The organism is Streptomyces sp. NPDC006197 (assembly GCF_040613865.1).
Classification (GTDB): Bacteria; Actinomycetota; Actinomycetes; order Streptomycetales; family Streptomycetaceae; genus Streptomyces.
Genome location: NZ_JBEXSZ010000101.1, coordinates 1 through 19020 on the forward strand (window position 1 = coordinate 1; position 19020 = coordinate 19020).

17 protein-coding genes and 1 riboswitch are annotated in these 19020 nt (G+C 71.6%); of the genes, 11 read left to right on the top strand and 6 right to left on the bottom strand.

The window, feature by feature from the left end:
• A partial coding sequence (locus ABZ318_RS26930; protein WP_356905058.1) for a GDSL-type esterase/lipase family protein occupies nt 1–994 on the bottom strand: 994 nt, incomplete at its 3' end.
• 288 nt (nt 995–1282) lie between these two features.
• On the opposite strand from ABZ318_RS26930, the gene ABZ318_RS26935 reads away from it, so the two are divergent.
• Both ABZ318_RS26935 and ABZ318_RS26940 read left to right on the top strand, forming a co-directional pair.
• The gene (locus ABZ318_RS26935; RefSeq protein ID WP_356905059.1) at nt 1283–2770 is read left to right on the top strand and encodes an amino acid permease; all 1488 of its coding nucleotides are present in this window, start codon (nt 1283–1285) and stop codon (nt 2768–2770) included.
• A 10-nt stretch (nt 2771–2780) separates the two neighbouring features.
• Nucleotides 2781–3236 carry an Lrp/AsnC family transcriptional regulator gene (locus ABZ318_RS26940; RefSeq protein ID WP_015032260.1) on the top strand — a complete coding sequence of 152 codons (456 nt, stop codon included), beginning with the start codon at nt 2781–2783 and terminating at the stop codon, nt 3234–3236.
• Nucleotides 3237–3310: 74 nt separating this feature from the next.
• On the opposite strand, the gene ABZ318_RS26945 is transcribed toward ABZ318_RS26940, so the two are convergent.
• A complete protein-coding gene (locus tag ABZ318_RS26945; RefSeq protein WP_356905060.1) occupies nt 3311–3877 on the bottom strand; it encodes a Repetin in 567 nt (188 codons plus the stop codon).
• 286 nt (nt 3878–4163) lie between these two features.
• Here ABZ318_RS26945 and ABZ318_RS26950 point away from each other — a divergent pair, with 286 nt between their 5' ends.
• Both ABZ318_RS26950 and ABZ318_RS26955 read left to right on the top strand, forming a co-directional pair.
• Entirely contained in the window at nt 4164–4970 is an 807-nt protein-coding gene (locus ABZ318_RS26950; protein ID WP_356905061.1) for a carbon-nitrogen hydrolase family protein, read from the top strand.
• A 59-nt stretch (nt 4971–5029) separates the two neighbouring features.
• A complete protein-coding gene (locus ABZ318_RS26955; protein WP_356905062.1) occupies nt 5030–6727 on the top strand; it encodes an NAD(P)/FAD-dependent oxidoreductase in 1698 nt (565 codons plus the stop codon).
• Nucleotides 6728–6736: 9 nt separating this feature from the next.
• Here ABZ318_RS26955 and ABZ318_RS26960 read toward each other — a convergent pair whose 3' ends face one another.
• The 3 genes from ABZ318_RS26960 to ABZ318_RS26970 all read right to left on the bottom strand — a co-directional run bounded on the left by ABZ318_RS26960 (nt 6737) and on the right by ABZ318_RS26970 (nt 10237).
• On the bottom strand, nt 6737–7444 hold the full coding sequence (locus tag ABZ318_RS26960; RefSeq protein WP_356905063.1) for a DUF5995 family protein: 708 nt from the start codon (nt 7442–7444) through the stop codon (nt 6737–6739).
• Nucleotides 7445–7517: 73 nt separating this feature from the next.
• Nucleotides 7518–8912, bottom strand: coding sequence for a solute carrier family 23 protein (locus ABZ318_RS26965; RefSeq protein WP_356905064.1), 1395 nt, complete (start codon nt 8910–8912; stop codon nt 7518–7520).
• 110 nt (nt 8913–9022) lie between these two features.
• Nucleotides 9023–10237 carry an MFS transporter gene (locus ABZ318_RS26970; RefSeq protein ID WP_356905065.1) on the bottom strand — a complete coding sequence of 405 codons (1215 nt, stop codon included), beginning with the start codon at nt 10235–10237 and terminating at the stop codon, nt 9023–9025.
• A 151-nt stretch (nt 10238–10388) separates the two neighbouring features.
• Between ABZ318_RS26970 and ABZ318_RS26975 the strand changes: the two genes are divergently transcribed.
• Nucleotides 10389–11513, top strand: coding sequence for an ROK family transcriptional regulator (locus tag ABZ318_RS26975; RefSeq protein ID WP_356905066.1), 1125 nt, complete (start codon nt 10389–10391; stop codon nt 11511–11513).
• A 130-nt stretch (nt 11514–11643) separates the two neighbouring features.
• Here the strand turns inward: ABZ318_RS26975 and ABZ318_RS26980 are convergent, their stop codons facing one another.
• A complete protein-coding gene (locus ABZ318_RS26980) occupies nt 11644–14016 on the bottom strand; it encodes a chitinase C-terminal domain-containing protein (RefSeq protein WP_356905067.1) in 2373 nt (790 codons plus the stop codon).
• Between the two features lie 245 nt (nt 14017–14261).
• Nucleotides 14262–14392: riboswitch (FMN riboswitch) on the top strand.
• A gap of 172 nt (nt 14393–14564) precedes the next feature.
• On the opposite strand from ABZ318_RS26980, the gene ribD reads away from it, so the two are divergent.
• From ribD to ABZ318_RS27010, 6 genes are read left to right on the top strand one after another with little or no spacing between them, the layout of a single operon-like run.
• Nucleotides 14565–15638 carry a bifunctional diaminohydroxyphosphoribosylaminopyrimidine deaminase/5-amino-6-(5-phosphoribosylamino)uracil reductase RibD gene (gene ribD / locus ABZ318_RS26985; protein WP_356905068.1) on the top strand — a complete coding sequence of 358 codons (1074 nt, stop codon included), beginning with the start codon at nt 14565–14567 and terminating at the stop codon, nt 15636–15638.
• A gap of 2 nt (nt 15639–15640) precedes the next feature.
• On the top strand, nt 15641–16249 hold the full coding sequence (locus tag ABZ318_RS26990; protein ID WP_041128206.1) for a riboflavin synthase: 609 nt from the start codon (nt 15641–15643) through the stop codon (nt 16247–16249).
• Nucleotides 16246–16881 carry a nicotinamide riboside transporter PnuC gene (pnuC, locus tag ABZ318_RS26995; protein WP_356905069.1) on the top strand — a complete coding sequence of 212 codons (636 nt, stop codon included), beginning with the start codon at nt 16246–16248 and terminating at the stop codon, nt 16879–16881. The genes ABZ318_RS26990 and pnuC overlap by 4 nt, the downstream gene beginning before the upstream one ends.
• A complete protein-coding gene (locus tag ABZ318_RS27000; RefSeq protein ID WP_356905070.1) occupies nt 16878–18155 on the top strand; it encodes a bifunctional 3,4-dihydroxy-2-butanone-4-phosphate synthase/GTP cyclohydrolase II in 1278 nt (425 codons plus the stop codon). The genes pnuC and ABZ318_RS27000 overlap by 4 nt, the downstream gene beginning before the upstream one ends.
• Before the next feature lie 30 nt (nt 18156–18185).
• A complete protein-coding gene (gene ribH / locus ABZ318_RS27005) occupies nt 18186–18671 on the top strand; it encodes a 6,7-dimethyl-8-ribityllumazine synthase (RefSeq protein ID WP_053643767.1) in 486 nt (161 codons plus the stop codon).
• A gap of 35 nt (nt 18672–18706) precedes the next feature.
• A complete protein-coding gene (locus ABZ318_RS27010) occupies nt 18707–18979 on the top strand; it encodes a phosphoribosyl-ATP diphosphatase (protein WP_030551960.1) in 273 nt (90 codons plus the stop codon).
• Nucleotides 18980–19020: the final 41 nt, after the last annotated feature.

Genomic DNA, 19020 nt, shown 5'->3' on the forward strand with positions numbered 1-19020 from the left:
GGTCGCCGCCTCCTCGTCGAGCCGCTCCACACCGAACCTGAGCGCCGTCGCGTAGGTGTCGTCCGGGTCGAGCCGGCGCAGCTCCTCCGCGATCATCGGCGGCCAGGTCGCGGCCCGCCCGCTCCATGGCCCTGCGCAGCTCCGTGAGGGTGGCGCCGAGGGCGTTGCGGGTGTGCTCGGCCTCCGGACGCAGGACCGGCGAGACGATCAGCAGAGGTGTGTCCGGGTGGCCCCGGCGGACCAGGCCGACGAAGGCGCGGACGGTCGCGTAGAGCCAGTCGGCGGTGGCGGGCACCCGGGACCAGCAGTTGGTGCCGAAGGCGAGGGTGATGACCTCGCCCGGGAGCCGCGCCAGCTGCTCGGCCAGGGGCAGCTCGCCCCTGGCCCCGCCCGCGTACCCCAGGTTGACCGGGTCGAGGCCGAGGAGCCGTCCGGCCGTCGCGGGCCAGGAGTGCGCGGGGCGGGTGGACCACCAGCCCTCGGTGATCGAGTCGCCGTGGACGAGCCAGCGGGGCCGGACCGGGGCGGGGGAGAGGGCGCCGCCGACGGCCCTCAGGGCGAGCGGCAGGGGTGCCTGGCCCTCCGGGAGGTAGAGGGTGAACACACCGCCCCGCGGGGGCAGCGGGAGCCTGACGACGGCCTCCGGGGCCGGGGCGGCGCACGTCTCGCCGACGAGCCGGGTGCCCTGCCAGAGGGCGAAGCAGTGGCGCAGCCCGTGCAGGGGGTCGTCGGGGTCCGGGACGGCCGCCCGGTAGCGGAGCTCCACCGCGCGCGTGCCGGGCGCGGCCGTGAACTCGAGCCGTACGCCGATGGGCAGCGCCGCCCGCTCGGCGATGTCCCACGGCAGCCGTGCGAGGTCGCCGGGGTCGGCGCGTACGGGCCGGTCGCCGTCCAGCCAGGCGGTGCCGCGCAGGAACGGTGACGGGTCGAGCCACGGCACCGGGGCCTCCGATCGTGGGGTGGTCAGGGGCTCGCAGAGTCGGTCATTCCCCATGAGGAGTCCATACGCATGCGCGGGCCGGTTCACACCCGGATGTGTCGATTCATGCGGGGGCGCGCAATGTTTGCCCGTCTGCGCCCGAAGCGCGCAATGATCATCCGGCACTGCGCAACAACCCTGCATTACGACTGCGAACCTTCTCCCCTTAGGCTCGTGCCTCGTACCAGGAGTGGCGGCGACCGCCTGCTCGGCGGTTTCCGTCCCCCGTGGGCCTGCTTCGGCCTGCTCGCGTACCGCCGCGGTCGCCTCCGTACCCACAGGCAGCGATAAGGAGCCTCCGCAGTGCTGGACCACGGCGCAGCCCCACCGGTCGATGACACGACCGCCCCGAAGACCTCCGCTCTCGGCGCCCTCATTCGCCGCAAGCCGGTAGAACGCCTGGTCGACGAGGGTGGCCAGGGAGAGGGCGGCAGTCTTCGCCGCTCGCTCTCGATGTGGCAGCTGACCATGATCAGCATTGGTGCGACGCTCGGCACCGGCATCTTCGTCGTCCTCGGCGACGCCGTTCCGAAGGCCGGCCCCGCCGTCACCCTCGCCTTCGTGATCGCCGGTCTCACGGCCCTGTTCTCGGCTCTCTCGTACGCCGAGCTGGCCGGCTCCATACCGGTCGCCGGGTCCTCGTACTCGTACGCGTACGCAACGATGGGTGAACTCGTCGCCTGGGTCTGCGGCTGGTGTCTGGTCCTGGAGTACGGCGTCTCCGTCGCCGCCGTGGCCGTCGGCTGGGGCGAGTACCTCAACGAGCTGCTCGACGGCACGATCGGCGTCACCATCCCCGACGTGCTCTCCTCGGCCCCCGGCGAGGGCGGTGTCATCAACCTGCCCGGCCTGATCGTCGTGATGCTCGCCATGGTGTTCCTGCTCGGCGGCGCCCGCGAGTCCGCCGTCGTCAACACGATCATGGTCGGCGTGAAGATCGTCACCCTCGTGATCTTCTGCGCCATCGGCTTCATGGGCTTCAAGTCCGGCAACTACCGGGACTTCATGCCGCTCGGCATGACCGGCGTCGGCGCCGCGAGCGCCACCCTCTTCTTCTCGTACATCGGCTTCGACGCCGCCTCCACGGCCGGCGAGGAGGCCAAGAACCCCAAGCGCGACCTGCCGCGGGCGATCATGCTCTCGCTGCTCATCGTCACCGTGCTGTACGTCCTCGTCGCGGCCGTCGCCGTCGGCGCCTGGCACTGGAAGGCCTTCGAGGGCTCCGAGGCCACGCTGGCCGCGATCATGAACGACGTCACCGGCCAGACCTTCTGGGGCACGATGCTCGCCGCCGGCGCGGTCATCTCCATCGCCAGCGTCGTCCTCACCGTGCTCTACGGCCAGACCCGTGTCCTCTTCGCGATGGCCCGCGACGGCCTGGTCCCCAAGGTCTTCGGCAAGGTCAGCGGCAAGACCGGCACCCCGCGGATCAACACGGTCATCGTCTCGCTCTTCTGCGGCCTGCTCGCCTCGGTCATCCCGCTCGGCAAGCTCGTCGACGCCACCAGCATCGGCACCCTCTTCGCCTTCGCGCTGGTCAACATCGCGGTCATCGTGCTCCGCTACACCCGCCCCGACATGCCGCGCACCTTCAAGGTGGCCCTCGGCCCGGTCTTCCCGGTCCTCGGCTTCGTCTTCTGCGCCTACAACATGTTCAGCCTCGACGCCGTCACCTGGGTGGTCTTCGGTTGCTGGATGGCCGCCGGGCTCGTGTTCTACTTCCTGTACGGCATGCGCCGCTCCCGACTGGCCACGGCCCCGGCCCTGGCAGAGGCTCCAGCAGAGAAGTGATCCACCCGTAGTGCGACTCAACGACCTCGACGAACGCATCGTCCACGCCCTCGCGGAAGACGCCCGCCGCAGCTACGCCGACATCGGCTCGCTCGTCGGACTCTCCGCCCCCGCCGTGAAGCGGCGCGTGGACCGGCTCCGGGCCGAGGGCGCCATCACCGGCTTCACCGTCCGGGTGGACCCGGCGGCGCTCGGCTGGGAGACCGAGGGCTTCGTCGAGATCTACTGCCGCCACAACACCTCGCCGGACGACATCCGGCGAGGCCTGGAGCGGTACCCCGAGGTGGTGTCCGCGTCGACCGTCACCGGTGACGCGGACGCCGTCGTCCAGGTCTTCGCCTCGGACATGCGCCACTTCGAGCGCGTCCTGGAGCGCATCGCGGGCGAGCCCTTCGTGGAGCGCACCAAGTCCGTCCTGGTGCTCTCGCCGCTGCTGCGGCGCTTCTCCTCGGGCTCGCCCGCGTAGTTCACCGGGAGAGGGGCGGTGCGGGCCGTGGTTCCCGCACCGCCCCCTCGCCCCGCCTACCCCCGTGGGGCGGTCTATTCGGTCGGGTAGTCGAGCTGCCAGGGCACCACCTTGAAGTCACCGGTGCCGGCCAGCACCTTCTCGAAGGGGGCGGAGCTCAGGCACGGCGGAACCTCCAGGTTCGTCTCGCGCCCGACCCAGCTGTAGCCCAGACGGTCGTGCTTCCCGTCGTCGTGCACCGAGACGCCGACCCGCTTCCCCATGCGGCCATCGAGGTCGGTGTCGATGATGGTGCCCGTCACCACGGCGACCTTGCCGCCGGTGACCAGGCAGTCCACCTTCGCGACCGCGTAGCCGCCCTTGACGCCGGGCTTGTAGTGGCTGAACCGGAAGGTGCCGGTCGCGGCCTGCGGATCCATGGTGTCCTTCTTCGCCAGATGCGCGTCGAAAGAGAACGTGATGTCGTCACCGGCCGGCCGGTACAGCTTCGCGGTGCCGGTCAGCGCGGCGGCCTCCTTGACGGTGGCCGTGGCCGCGGCCGGGGCGGGAGCCTCGTCCGCCGAGGCCGCGGCGATCCCCCCGGCTCCCAGCGTGAGCAGCACCGCGGCGGCTACGGCGACGGTCTTCGTACGACGGTTCATCGTGGTCCCTTTCGGCAGGCCGTCCGGCAGGTCTTCCGGACGACCACCACTCTTCCGCCCGGGCCGCGCCCGGGCGTCGGGCTGCAGAAGGGTCCTCGTCTCCGCCGCGCGGCGGGGGAGCCGTACGACCCCGGTCGGAGCCGTACGCAACGAATCGACGCGCCGACCACCGATCGCGCAACGGTTCGACGGTCGGTCCGCAACGCTGCCGCCTTGTCCCGGTGGAGCGCGAAACCGTACCGTTTTTGACGTCTTCCCCTGTACTTTCGACCGCCGAGGATCGCCGATGCCCGCGCTGCGCACCGCCCTGCTCCAGAGCTCCGGTGAGCTCGGTGACGTGGCCGCCAACCTCAAGATCCTCGACGAGGCCGCCGCCCGTGCCGCGGCCGCCGGCGCCGACCTGCTGCTCGCCCCCGAGCTCTTCCTGACCGGCTACGCCATCGGCGCCGACATCGCGCGCCTGGCCGAGCCGGTCGACGGCCCCTCCGCCCGCGCCGTCGCGGCCGTCGCCGTGCGCCACGGCCTGGCCGTCGGCTACGGCTACCCGGAGCGGGACACCGAGCGGCACGGCGTCCTGTACAACTCCGCGCAGCTCATCGGCGCCGACGGCGTCCCGCTGATGCGGTACCGCAAGACCCACCTCTTCGGGGACTTCGAGCTGAAGTGGTTCACCCCCGGCGACCGCCCCGTCGTCCAGACGGAGCTCGGCGGCCTCACCGTCGGCATGATGATCTGCTACGACGTCGAGTTCCCCGAGAACGTCCGGGCGCACGCGCTGGCCGGCACGGACCTCCTCCTCGTGCCGACCGCCCTCATGCACCCCGCCGAGGTCGTGCCCCTGTCCGTGGTGCCGGTCCGCGCCTTCGAGAACCAGCTCTACCTCGCGTACGCCAACCGGACCGGCCCCGAGGGCGACTTCGAGTTCGTCGGCCTCTCCACCCTGGCCGGCCCCGACGGCACCGCCCGGGCCCGCGCCGGACGCGGCGAGGAACTCGTCCTCGGTGACGTCGACCCGGCCTTCCTCGCGGCCTCCCGCAAGGAGAACCCCTACCTGCGCGACCGGCGCCCGGGCCTCTACGGCTCCCTCGTCTGAGCCGCCGCCCCACCCCCCTCCCCGCCTCACCCTTTTTCCGTGCAAGGAGTCCGTACCCCATGACGTCCACGGTGCCCACGACCGCCGTCCCGCACAGCGACGGCCAGCCGCCGATCACCATGTTCGGTCCGGACTTCCCGTACGCCTACGACGACTTCCTGGCCCACCCGGCCGGGCTCGGCCAGATACCGGCCACCGAGCACGGCACCGAGGTCGCCGTCATCGGCGGCGGGCTCTCCGGCATCATCGCCGCGTACGAGCTGATGAAGATGGGCCTCAAGCCCGTCGTCTACGAGGCCGACCAGATCGGCGGCCGACTGCGCACCGTCGGCTTCGAGGGCACCGGCACCGAGGGCCTCACCGCGGAGATGGGCGCCATGCGCTTCCCGCCCTCCTCGACCGCGCTCCAGCACTACATCGACCTGGTCGGCCTGGAGACCAAGCCCTTCCCGAACCCGCTGGCCGAGTCGACCCCGTCGACCGTCGTCGACCTCAAGGGCGAGTCGCACTACGCCACCACCGTCGACGACCTCCCGCAGGTCTACCGCGACGTGATGAACGCGTGGAACGCCTGCCTGGACGAGGGCGCCGACTTCTCCGACATGAACCAGGCCATGCGCGAGCGCGACGTCCCGCGCATCCGCGAGATCTGGTCGAAGCTCGTCGAGAAGCTCGACAACCAGACCTTCTACGGCTTCCTCTGCGACTCCGAGGCCTTCAAGTCCTTCCGCCACCGCGAGATCTTCGGCCAGGTCGGCTTCGGCACCGGCGGCTGGGACACCGACTTCCCCAACTCCATCCTGGAGATCCTCCGCGTCGTCTACACCGAGGCCGACGACCACCACCGCGGCATCGTCGGCGGCTCGCAGCAGCTGCCGCTGCGCCTGTGGGAGCGCGAGCCGGAGAAGATCGTCTACTGGGCGCAGGGCACCTCGCTCAGCTCCCTGCACGACGGCACCCCGAAGCCGGCCGTGACGCGGCTGAACCGGACCGCCGGCAACCGGATCACGGTCACCGACGCCTCCGGCGACATCCGCACGTACCAGGCGGCGATCTTCACCGCCCAGTCCTGGATGCTGCTCTCCAAGATCGCCTGCGACGACTCGCTCTTCCCGATCGACCACTGGACGGCGATCGAGCGCACCCACTACATGGAGTCCTCGAAGCTCTTCGTCCCCGTGGACCGGCCCTTCTGGCTGGACAAGGACGAGGAGACCGGCCGGGACGTCATGTCGATGACGCTGACCGACCGGATGACCCGCGGCACCTACCTCCTGGACGAGGGCCCGGACAAGCCGGCCGTCATCTGCCTCTCGTACACCTGGTGCGACGACAGCCTGAAGTGGCTGCCGCTCTCGGCGAACGAGCGGATGGAGGTCATGCTGAAGTCGCTCGGCGAGATCTACCCGAAGGTCGACATCCGGAAGCACATCATCGGCAACCCGGTGACGGTCTCCTGGGAGAACGAGCCCTACTTCATGGGCGCCTTCAAGGCGAACCTGCCGGGCCACTACCGCTACCAGCGCCGCCTGTTCACGCACTTCATGCAGGACCGGCTGCCCGAGGACAAGCGGGGCATCTTCCTCGCCGGCGACGACATCTCCTGGACGGCCGGCTGGGCCGAGGGCGCGGTGCAGACGGCGCTCAACGCGGTCTGGGGCGTCATGAACCACTTCGGTGGTGCGACCGACGGCACCAACCCGGGCCCGGGCGACGTGTACGACGAGATCGCCCCGGTCGAGCTGCCGGAGGACTGATCCCGGTTCCTAAGGGCGTGCCAGTGGGGTGAGCAGCATCCGCCCCACCAGGCCCACCGACCGGTCGAGGCGCTCGGTGAACTCGCCGGCGAGCTCGGGCAGGCCGCGCAGCTGCCAGAGCGAGCGGGCCGCGAGCCAGGCGCCGTCCCTGGCCCGGTCCAGGCTCCAGCAGCCGAGCAGATGCGTGAGCGGGTCCGCGACCTCCAGGAGGTCCGGGCCCGGCATCAGTTCCTCCCGGATGCGCTCCTCCAGGAGGACGAGGATGTCGCCGACCCGGTCGAACTCGTCCTCCAGGTCGGCCGGCGCGCACTCCAGGATCCGGCAGGCGTCGACCACCGCGAGGGCCAGGTCGTGCCCGATGTGGGCGTTGATCCCGGCGAGCGCGAACTGCAGCGGCCGCACGCCGGGATGGCGCCGGTAGTGGAAGAGGGGCCGCCAGCAGGCCGGCGCGGGACGGCCGCCGGCGACGGCGTCGACCGCCGCGAGATAGCGCTCGGCGAACCGTACGTCGAGGGTCGCGGCGGCCCGCCGGTCGGCGAAGGTGCCCGCCTCGATGGCGTGGGCGATCTCCTCGGTGACCGTCAGGTAGACCCGGTTGAAGACGGCGACCCCGTCGGCCGGATGCCATGCGCCCCGCAGGGCCCGCATCCGGTCCACCACGGGGTCGACCGCCAGGAACTGCCCGATCCGCTCTTCGGTCCGCTGGGTCTGCGCCATGGGGGCAGGCTCCCAGCCGCCGGGCCCGGGAGGGAACTCCTCGGGCCCGGCTTACCCAGAACGGGCGAATCACTCAGTTCTTCGACACGTCGTCCGCGTCCGTCTCGTACGAGCTGGTGCCGGCGTCCAGGAGCGGTTCCTGCGTCTTGAGGTGGGCCGGGGCGAAGGCCCGCAGCACGTGGTAGCCGGTGATGACGACGATCGTGCCGAGCGCGATGCCGCCCAGCTCGAAGGTGTCGGTGAAGGTCAGCTTCACGCCGCCGACGCCGATGATGATGCCGGCGGCGGCCGGGACCAGGTTGAGCGGGTTGCGCAGGTCGACCTCGGCGTTGATCCAGATCTGGGCGCCGAGCAGGCCGATCATGCCGTAGAGGATCACGGTGATGCCGCCGAGGACTCCGCCGGGGATCGCGGCGACGACCGCGCCGAACTTGGGGCAGAGGCCGAAGAGCAGCGCGAAGCCGGCGGCGGCCCAGTAGGCGGCGGTCGAGTAGACGCGGGTCGCGGCCATGACGCCGATGTTCTCGGAGTACGTGGTGTTGGGCGGGCCGCCCACGCCGGTGGACAGCATGGACGCGACGCCGTCGGCGGCGATCGCGGTGCCGAGCTGGTCGTCCAGCGAGGTGCCGGTCATCTCGCCGACGGCCTTGACGTGACCGGCGTTCTCGGCGATCAGCGCGATGACGACGGGCAGCGCGACCAGGATCGCGGACCACTCGAAGCTGGGCCCGTGCAGGGACGGCAGGCCGATCCAGTCGGCCTTGGAGACGCCGGAGAGGTCGAGCCGCCAGTGGTCGGTGACCTGGCCGCTCGCGGACTGCGAGTGGATCCTGCCGAAGACCAGGTCGAAGACCCAGGAGATGCCGTAGCCGAAGACCAGGCCGAGGAAGATCGCGATCCGGGACCAGAAGCCGCGCAGACAGACCACGGCCAGACCGGTGAACAGCATCACGAGCAGGGCCGTCCACTGGTCCTGCGGCCAGTACGTCGACGCCGTGACCGGCGCCAGGTTGAAGCCGATCAGCATGACGACCGCGCCGGTCACGACCGGCGGCATCGCCGCGTGGATGATCCGCGCGCCGAACCTCCGGACGGCGAGACCGGCCAGGAAGAGCACCCCGCCGACGACGAACACCGCGCCGGTGACGGTGGCGCTGGTGCCGCCCGAGGCCCGGATGGCGGCGGCGACGCCGACGAAGGAGAGCGAGCAGCCCAGGTAGGACGGGACGGTGCCGCGGGTCGCGAGCAGGAAGATCGCGGTGGCGACGCCGGACATCATGATCGCGAGGTTCGGGTCGAGACCCATGAGCACCGGGGCGACGAACGACGCCCCGAACATGGCGACGACGTGCTGGGCGCCGAGGCCGACCGTCCGGGGCCAGGAGAGCCGCTCGTCCGGGCGGACGACGGCTCCCGGAGCGGGTGTTCTCCCGTCGCCGTGCAGGGTCCAGCGCACGCCGAGGTTCATGAGGTCGCTCCCGTTCTCCGGTTCCGGCGGCCGCGTCGGGACCGCGAAAGATCAGCCACATGCTATGTGCCGCCGCCGGACCGGGGCCCTCGGGACGCAGGGCCCGTGCGCTACCCCACCGGACCGGCGCTCTTCGCGGGCGCGGGCTTCCCCGACGCCGTCTCCCGCCCTCCGGCCCTGAGCACGCTCGCGCCGAGCACCAGCCCCAGGGCCAGCAGGGTGACCAGGCCGAAGGAGAAGACCAGCGAGGTCGCGTCGGCGATGCCGCCGATCGCCGAGGGGGCGATGAGACCCGAGGTGTACGTGATGGTGGCGACGCCCGCGATGGCCTGGCTCGGGTTCGGGCCGCTGCGCCCGGCGGCGGCGAAGGCCAGCGGGACGACGACCGCGATCCCGAGCCCGATCAGACCGAATCCGGCCATCGTGACGGCGGCGTGCGGGGCGAGGACCACCAGGGCCCCGCCGAGGGTGGCGACGGCGCCCCCGACCCGTACCGTGCGGACCGCCCCGAAGCGGTCCACCACCCGGTCGCCGGCCAGGCGCGCCACCGCCATCGTCAGCGCGAAGGCGGTCGTGGAGGCGGCCGCGAGCCCCGCCGAGCTGCCCAGCTCGTCCCGGAGGTAGACGGCCGACCAGTCGAGGCTGGCGCCCTCGGCGAAGACCCCGCAGAAGCCGATGGCGCCGATGACCAGCGCGGACCTCGGCGGCAGCGAGAAGCGCGGCGGCGGCTCCTCCTCCGGGGTGCTGCGCACGTCGAGCACGCCCTGGCAGAGGACCAGGCCGAGCGCGGTGAGCACGAGGGCGGCGATCAGGTGGTGCAGCCGGGCGTCGCCGCCGAGGTGGGCGGCGACCGTGCCGGCGGCGGAGCCGAGCAGGGCGCCGATGCTCCACATGCCGTGCAGGCTCGACATGATGGACCTGCCGAGCCGGTTCTCGGTCTCGACGCCGAGCGCGTTCATCGCCACGTCGGACATGCCCGCGGTCGCCCCGTACACGAGGAGGGCGCCGCACAGCCCCCAGACGTTCGGGGCCAGCGAGGGCAGCGTGAGCGAGAGGGTCCACAGGGCGAGCAGGCCGCGCAGCGCCGTGCGGGCGCCGAAGCGGTGGGAGACGGCCCCGGCGAGCGGCATCGCGAGGGAGGCGCCCAGCGCGGGGAAGGCGAGCGCGAGCCCGAGCTGTCCGGCGCTCACGCCCGCGTGCTCCTGGATCCAGGGGATCCGGGTCGCGAAGCTGCCGGTCACCGCGCCGTGGACGCAGAAGACGGCGGCGACGGCGAAGCGCGCCCGCCGGAGGCGATCGGTGCTGGTGACGGTCTCCGCCGCCATGGGCCCTCCCTGGGGTCATGGTGTGCCGGGGGCGCGCGTACGCCGGGGCATACGCGTGCCGTGGTGTGCCGCGTAAACTATCAGGAACCCTGCCTGATAAATAGACCGCGGAAGCGGGTGCCGTTGCCCGCGCGTCTGAGAGGATCACCGCATGGCCGCATCCCCGAGCACCGCACGGGCCATCAACGACCGGTTCGCCCTGCGACTGCTCCAGGACGAAGGCCCGTTGACGGCCACTCAGCTCAAGACGCTCACCGGACTCTCCCGCCCCACCGTCGCCGACCTCGTCGAGCGGCTCCAGGGCTCCGGTCTCGTCCACGTCGTCGGCGAGGCCGGGGCCGAGCGCCGCGGCCCCAACGCCAAGCTGTACGGGATCGTCGCCGACCGCGCCCACCTCGCCGCCCTCGACGTCCGCACCCGCTCGGTCTCCGTCACCGTCGCCGACCTCCTCGGCACCACGCTCGCCGAGGCCTCCGTCCCCGTCGGCGACGACAGCGGCACGGGACCCGCCGTCGAGAAGGCGGTCGCGCTCCTGGAGCGGGCCGTGCAGGCAGCGGGTGCCGACCGCCTGCACAGCGTCGTCGTCGGCGCCCCCGGGCTCATCGACCCCGCCACCGGCGAACTGCGCGACTCCTCGGGACTGCCCGCCTGGCACCGCCGGTTCGTCGGCGTCCTCCAGGAGCGGCTGCCCGCCCACGTCCTCGTCGAGAACGAGACCAACCTCGCCGCCGTCGCCGAGCTCCGCGAGGGTGCGGCCCGCGACCGCGAGGACTTCGTCCTGCTCTGGCTCGGCCAGGGCGTCGGCGCCGCCGTCGTCCTCGACGGCCGGCTGCGCCGAGGAGCCTCCGGCGGCGCGGGGGAGATCGGCTTCCTGCCGGTCCCCGGCACCTCCGGACTCCCCTCGGCCACCGGCTGCGACGGCGGCTTCCACGAGCTGGCCTGCACGGCGGCCGTCGGGGCCCTCGCCGCCGCCCACGGCCTCGACCCGGCCGACGCGCTCGGAGCGGGCCACGGACCCTTCCTCGACGCCCTGGCCCGCCGCCTCGCCGTCGGCGCGGCGGCCGTCGTCTCCGTCCTGGACCCCGGCTGCGTGGTCCTCGCCGGAGAGACCGGCCACGCGGGCGGCGCCGGGCTCGCCGCGCGCGTGGAGGCCGAACTCGCGGAGCTCTCCCCGCTGCGGACGGAGGTCCGCGCGACGGCCCTGGGCGACGCGGCGGTCCTCCGCGGCGCCCTCCTCCGGGCGCGGGACGCGGCCCAGGACGAGCTGTTCCCGTAGGGCCGCCGCCGAAGAACGGGAGCGGGAACGCCACCGCGCCGCGCCCCGGACAGGGGAGCGCGGCGCGGTGGGCCCGGCGACGGCAAGGGCCGTGAGCGTCCGCCGCCGGGGGGGCTGTCGGAGGAGCGTGTCAGCAGGCGCCGAGGTCCTTCCAGACGCCCCAGTCACCGGTCGTGCCCGGCTCCTCGTTCTGCGTCCACCACTGGGCCTTCCACTGGTGGCCCTTGTGGGAGACGAGCGAGCCGCCGGTGTAGACCTGGCCTGCCACGTACGCCGGGGCGGTGCAGCCCGTGGTGGGCGGCGTCGTCGGAGGCGTGGTCGGGGGAGTGGTCGTCGGCGGGGTGGTGGGCCCCGTGGTCGGGGGCGTGGTCGGCGGGGTGGTGGTGCCCGGCTCCACGACCGTCGTGCCGCGCGCCAGGTCACCGGCGAGGGCGTACGTCGTGCCGTTGATGTTCACCGTCCAGTCGGAGGGGGTGGACACCGGCAGGTAGTAGTTGAAGGCCAGGTCGACCGTCGCGCCCGGGGCCAGCGACTGCCAGGCGGGGAGCTTCAGGGAGACGCGGTGGAAGTCGCCCTTCAGGCCGCCCACGTTGGAGCCCGTGTGGTCGCTGCTGATGACCTTCGTGCCGAAGCCGGACTGGTCGGAGGCGTTGGCCGGCGCCGAGGTGCCGTAGTCGAACTGGAACTCCGTGCCGCCGGGCAGCGTCGTCGCCGTGTTGTTGGTGATCTTTATCTTCGGCGTGATCGGGTAGTTCGAGTCGCCCAGCTTGAACTCGGTGAACCGGGTGTCGATCTTCACGGCCTGCGTCGGCAGCGCCTTGTTCGACTTCTTCGCGCCGTACGGGGTGGCCGCCTTGAACTTGTCGTACATCAGCGAGGTGAGCGTGGAGCCCATCTCGTACTGTCCCTTGGCCGCGTTCCAGCCGTAGTCGCCGGCCATCTCCCAGACCATGGTGCCGCCGATGCCCTTGCTGACCACGTAGTCGGCCTTCGCGGCCACCGACTGCTCGTCCTCGGTGGAGAGGAAGACCTTCTTCTCGGCGTTCCACAGCCACGGCGCGACCAGGGTCGGGTCGTACTTGCGGGCGTAGGTGCCGGTCAGCGTGGTGTTCGCCGGGAAGCCGTACCGGGTGACGTAGTCGCCGACGATCCCCTTCTCGAGGTTCTTGGCGTGCCACATCGGGTTGGAGCCGGCGGGCGACTCGGCGCCGTTGGTGTCCTTGTCGTGCCAGAGGTTGTCGATGCCGGTGGCGCCGTCGCCGCACTTGGTCAGGCCGGCCCCGGCCGGGCAGGTGGTCGCGGAGGCCTTGCCCCACAGGCCGTCGGTGCCGCCCTGCACGTTCTTGTGGCCGCGGGTGTAGTAGGGCAGGCCGATGTTGATGCGGCCGGCCGGCATGGAGCCGCGGAAGTAGTGGTACGCCCAGTCGGTGTTGAGGTAGCCGATGGAGCCGTACTGCGAGGAGCCGTAGACGTTGGCCGCGGCGAGCTCGGCGTCCTTGCCGTCGTCGAAGAGGGAGGCGTTGGGGCCGACGTACTCGTTCCAGGCGCCGTGCAGGTCGTAGGACATGATGTTGACGTAGTCCAGGTACTTCTGCATCTGGAAGGTCTCCATGCCGCGCAGCAGATAGCCGGAGGAGGGGGCGGCGACGGTCAGCAGGTAGTGCCTGCCGTCGGCGGCGCCGGCCGTGTCCAGCTTCTCGCGCAGGGACTTCATGAGGGCCGCGTAGCCCTGCACGAGCCCGGCACGGCGCGCGTTGGAGATCTGCCAGTCGAGCGGGTTGCCCGCGTCCTTCATCGTGGTCGGGTACTCGTAGTCGATGTCGACGCCGTTGAACCCGTACTTGCGGATGAAGTCGACGGCCGAGTTCGCGAAGGTGTCGATCCCGGCCTGGTTGACCGAACCGTCGGCGTTGGTGGCCATCGAGTAGAAGCCGCCGGAGTTCACCCGGTCGCCGTTGTCCGCGAAGTAGCCGCCGGTCTCCGCCCAGCCGCCGACCGAGATCAGCGTCTTGACGTTCGGGTGCTGCTTCTTGAACTTGTTGAGCAGGTTGAAGTGGCCCTTGTAGGCGTACGCGGGGTCCATCTCGGCGCCGGCGACACCGGGCCAGGTCATCCCGGTGGCGGCGTTCTCCGGGCCGTCCGTGCCCACGGAGAGCTTGTTGTCGCCGCCGATGTGACCGAAGGCGTAGTTGATGTGGGTGATCTTGTCCCACGGGATGTCCTTGGCCAGGTACGCGGGCTGGCCGTTCTTGCCGGTGCGCCAGCCGGTGAAGTAGCCGATGACCCGGCGCTGGTGGTCCGCGCCCATCTTCTCGCGGCCCTCGGTGTCGTAGACCGAGCAGTACGGGACGTCGACGCCCGGCGTCTTGTAGAGCCCGTCGGGGCGACAGGACTCGTTGTCGGCCGCGTACGAGACGCCGCCGGAGAGCGAGCTGAGCAGCAGCCCGGCGACGGCGGCACCGGACGCGAGCAGCGGGGCTCTCTTGGTCGTGGGGGACAGCACGATCGGGTCCTCCTCGGGGAGGGGAAGAAAACACGCAACGAACAAGGGGGTGGTACGTGTTGGGTCCGTGGAGTGCGCACGCCGACGGACCGTTACCTCGGAGGTGACACGGAGATTAAGAGGACTAGACCAGTGCGTCAATAGGTCTGGACCATAGGAGAGTTCCAGGGGGCCTGTGAGCCAACCCACAGGGTTCCGGCCCGTCGCTCCTCGTGAGCCGTGGCACACTGGCCCTGTATCAGCAGCAGCGCACTCCGGGGTCGGTGTAATTCCGAACCGGCGGTATAGTCCGCGACCCGTCCGCAAGCCAGCGGCCGGTTGACCAGGTGAGATTCCTGGACCGACGGTGAAAGTCCGGATGGGAGGCAGTGCGCGGCGGGCGACCCCCTTCCAGGGGTGTGCCGGCCGTACGTCCGCTGGTGGCCGCTTTCGTCGGTGCACCCATGGACCTCCGGCCGTACCGGCACACCCCGTGCGAAGCGTCGTACCCGCTCTCTGTCGTCATCGACAGGCCCCGGAGTCCGTGCCCGAAGAGGCAGGAGGACCCGGTGGCCCAGCAGGCCGACATCACCGCCATGCGACGCGCCGTCGAGCTCGCCGCGCGCGCTCTCGGCGCCACCAGCCCCAACCCGGTCGTCGGGTGCGTCGTCACCGACGCCTCCGGCCACCAGGTCGGCGAAGGCTTCCACCAGGGCGCCGGCGGCCCCCACGCCGAGGTCCACGCTCTGCGCGCGGCCGGCGTCCTGGCCCGCGGCGGCACCGCGTACGTCACCCTCGAACCCTGCGACCACACCGGCCGCACCGGCCCCTGCACCCAGGCCCTGATCGAGGCCGGGATCAGCCGGGTCGTGTACGCGGTCGGCGACCCGAACCCGCAGGCCGCGGGCGGCGCCGACACCCTCCGCGCCGCCGGGGTCGAGGTCGAGCAGGGCCTCCTGGAGGACGAGGCCGAGGCCGGCAACATCGCCTGGCTCACCTCCGTGCGCCGCGGCCGCCCCTTCGTCCGCTGGAAGTACGCCGCCACCCTCGACGGCCGGATCGCCGCCGCCGACGGCACCTCCCGGTGGATCAGCTCCGCCGAGTCCCGTGCCGACGTCCACCGGCTGCGCGCCGAGGCCGACGCCGTCGTCGTCGGCTCCGGCACCGCCCGCACCGACGACCCCCACCTGGCCGTACGGGGGATCGAAGGCGCCGTCCAGCCGCTGCGGGTCGTCGTCGACACCGAGGCGAGCGCCGTCAAGCCCGGCGCCCGGGTCCTCGACGAGGCCGGCCCCACGCTGATCGCGATCGCCGAGGACGCCGAGACCACGCTCACGGACGTCGTACGGCTCCCCAGGGCCGAGCGCGGCCTCGCCGTCCCCGCCCTCCTGGACGCCCTCCACGCGCGCGGCGTCCGCTCGGTCCTCCTGGAAGGCGGCCCCACCCTCGCGGGCGCCTTCATCGCCGCGGGCGCCGTCGACCAGGTCGTCGGCTACCTCGCCCCGGTCCTCCTCGGCGCGGGCCCCACCGCCCTCGCCGACGCCGGAATCTCCACCCTCACCGAGGCGTTGCGGCTCGACATCACCGAGACCGCGCGCATCGGATCCGACCTCCGCATCACCGCCACCCTCAAGGGAGCCTGACCGTGTTCACCGGAATCGTCGAAGAACTGGGCGAGGTCGTCGCCGTCGAGCAGCTGGAGGACGCCTCCCGCTTCCGGCTGCGCGGCCCCCTGGTCACGGAAGGCGCCCAGCACGGCGACTCCATCGCCGTCAACGGTGTCTGTCTCACGGTCGTCGAGTTCGGCGACGGCGAGTTCACCGCCGACGTCATGGCCGAGACCCTCAAGCGGTCCAGCCTCGGCGCCCTCGAAGTCGGCTCCCGGGTCAACCTGGAGCGGCCCATGGCCGTCGGCGGCCGCCTCGGCGGTCACATCGTCCAGGGCCACGTCGACGGCACCGGCACCATCCTGGAGCGGACCCCGTCCGAGCACTGGGAACTGGTCAAGGTCGGCCTGCCCGCCCACCTCTCCCGGTACGTCGTCGAGAAGGGCTCGATCACGGTCGACGGCGTCAGCCTCACCGTCGTCGAGGTCGCCGACGACTGGTTCACCATCAGCCTCATCCCGACCACCCTCGACCTGACCACGCTCGGCATCAAGCAGTCCGGCGACCCGGTCAACCTCGAAGTGGACGTCATCGCCAAGTACGTCGAGCGGCTGCTCGGCACCGACGCCAAGGAGAACGAGAAGTGAACTGGCTCAACTCCGAGGCGTTCACGGTCCTCGACCAGAAGATCATCTGGTCCGACATGATCGGCAACATCTTCGGACTGGCTGCCCTCACCCTCGGATGGCGCCGCTCCGTCTGGACCTGGCCCGTGCAGTTCCTGGCCGGCCTCGTCCTCTTCGGCGCCTTCTTCGGCCACCTCGCCGGCAGCGCCGGCAAGCAGGTCGTCGTCATGCTCGTGGCCCTCTACGGCTGGTGGCAGTGGCAGCGCCGCAAGGGAGAGGGGACGGACGGCCAGATCGCCGTGCGCTTCGCCACCTGGGTCGAGCGCGCCGCCATGATCGCCGCGGCCGCCGTCGGCACCGTCGCCGTGGCCCTGCTCTTCCAGGCCTTCCCGAACCTGTCCTGGGACCCGTGGCCCGACGCGTACATCTTCGTGGGCACCATCGTGGCCATGTACGCCCAGGCCCGGGGCATGGTCGAGTTCTGGTTCGCCTGGCTGCTGGTCGACCTGGTCGGCGTCCCGCTGAACTTCGCCAACGGCTACGCCTTCTCCGGCTTCGTCTACGTCATCTACGGCGCGCTCGTCCTGTGGGGCATGCGCGACTGGTGGCTGCGCTCCCGCACCACCACCGTCCTGGAAGGAGCCCACGCGTGAACGCCCATTCCCTCTGGGACGCCACCGACCTGGCCCTCGACCCCGTCGAGCAGGCCATCCGCGACATCGCCGCCGGCCGTCCCGTCGTCGTCGTCGACGACGAGGACCGCGAGAACGAGGGCGACCTCGTCATCGCCGCCGAGAAGGCCACCCCCGAGATCGTCGCCTTCATGATGAGCGAGTGCCGCGGCCTGATCTGCGCCCCCATGGAGGACGAGGAGCTGCGGCGCCTCGAACTCCCGCAGATGGTCGAGCACAACACCGAGTCGATGCGCACGGCCTTCACCGTCTCCGTGGACGCGTCCCCCGCCCACGGCGTCACCACCGGCATCTCCGCCGCCGACCGCGCCACCACCCTGCGGATGCTGGCCTCCGGCCGCCACGAGCCGGGCGACTTCGTCCGCCCCGGCCACATCTTCCCGCTGCGCGCCAAGCCCGGCGGCGTCCTCGCCCGCAACGGACACACCGAGGCCGCCGTCGACCTCGCCCGCCTCGCCGGCCTCCGCCCGGCCGGCGCGATCGTCGAGATCGCCGGCGAGGACGGCGTGATGCTGCGCCTGCCCGAACTGGTGCCCTTCGCCCGCAAGCACGGCCTGACGATCATCTCCATCGAGGACCTGATCGCCTACCGCCGCTCCGCAGAGCCGACCGTCCGCCGCGAGGCCGAGGTCCAGCTCCCCACCGCACACGGCGAGTTCACCGCGTACGGCTACCGCTCCACCGTCGACGGCGTCGAGCACGTCGCCCTCGTCCACGGCGAGATCGGCGACGGCGAGGACGTCCTCGTCCGGGTCCACTCCGAGTGCCTGACCGGCGACATCTTCCAGTCGCAGCGCTGCGACTGCGGCCCCCAGCTGCAGGCCTCCATGGAGCGGATCACCGAGGCCGGGCGCGGCGTCGTCGTCTACCTGCGCGGCCACGAGGGCCGCGGCATCGGGCTGCTGTCCAAGCTGCGCGCGTACGAGCTCCAGGAGCGCGGCCGCGACACCCTCGACGCCAACCTGGAGCTCGGACTGCCCGCCGACGCCCGCGACTACGCGGCCGGCGCGCAGATCCTCGGGGACCTCGGCGTCCGCAGCCTGCGCCTGCTGACCAACAACCCCGACAAGATCGACGCCCTCACCCGGCACGGCCTGAGGGTCGAGGGCCGGGAGCCCATGCCGGTCCAGGCCGGCGAGCACAACCTCCGCTACCTGCGCACCAAGCGGGACCGGATGGGGCACGACCTGCCCTGGCTGGACGGCTCCCCGGCCTCCACCTGCGGCAACCAGTAACCACACACGTACGAAACGGCTAGGAGAGACATGAGCGGCAAGGGCGCACCCGTCCTCAGCGTGAAGAACTGCGGCGACCTCCGGGTGGCGGTCATCGCGGCGCAGTGGCACGAGAAGATCATGGACGGTCTCGTCGACGGCGCCCTGCGCGCCCTCGGCGAACTCGGCATCGACGAGCCGACGCTGCTGCGCGTCCCCGGCAGCTTCGAGCTCCCGGTCGTGGCGAAGGTCCTCGCCGGGCGCGGCTACGATGCCATCGTGGCGCTCGGCGTCGTCATCCGCGGCGGAACGCCGCACTTCGAGTACGTGTGCCAGGGCGTCACCCACGGCCTCACCCAGGTCTCGATCGACACCGGCGTACCCGTCGGATTCGGCGTCCTCACCGTCGACAACGAGGAGCAGGCGCTCGACCGCGCCGGCCTCGAAGGATCCTCCGAGGACAAGGGCCACGAAGCGGTCACCGCCGCCGTCGCCACGGCCACCACCCTGCGCACGGTCAGCGAGCCCTGGCGCTAGTGACGCGACCCTCACCCCGTACTCTTAGGACCATCATGGCGAACAAAACCTTCGAAGAGCTCTTCGCCGAGCTCAAGCTCAAGGCCGAGACCGGCGACCCGGCCACCTCCCGCACCGCGGAACTGGTGGACAAGGGCGTCCATGCCATCGGCAAGAAGGTCGTCGAAGAGGCCGCCGAGGTCTGGATGGCCGCCGAGTACGAGGGCAAGGAAGCGGCCGCCGAGGAGATCTCGCAGTTGCTGTACCACGTCCAGGTGATGATGGTCGCCCGCGGGATCTCGCTCGACGACGTCTACGCCCACCTCTGAGCACCACCCAGAAAAGCCGCACACCCTCCCCAGAACTCCCA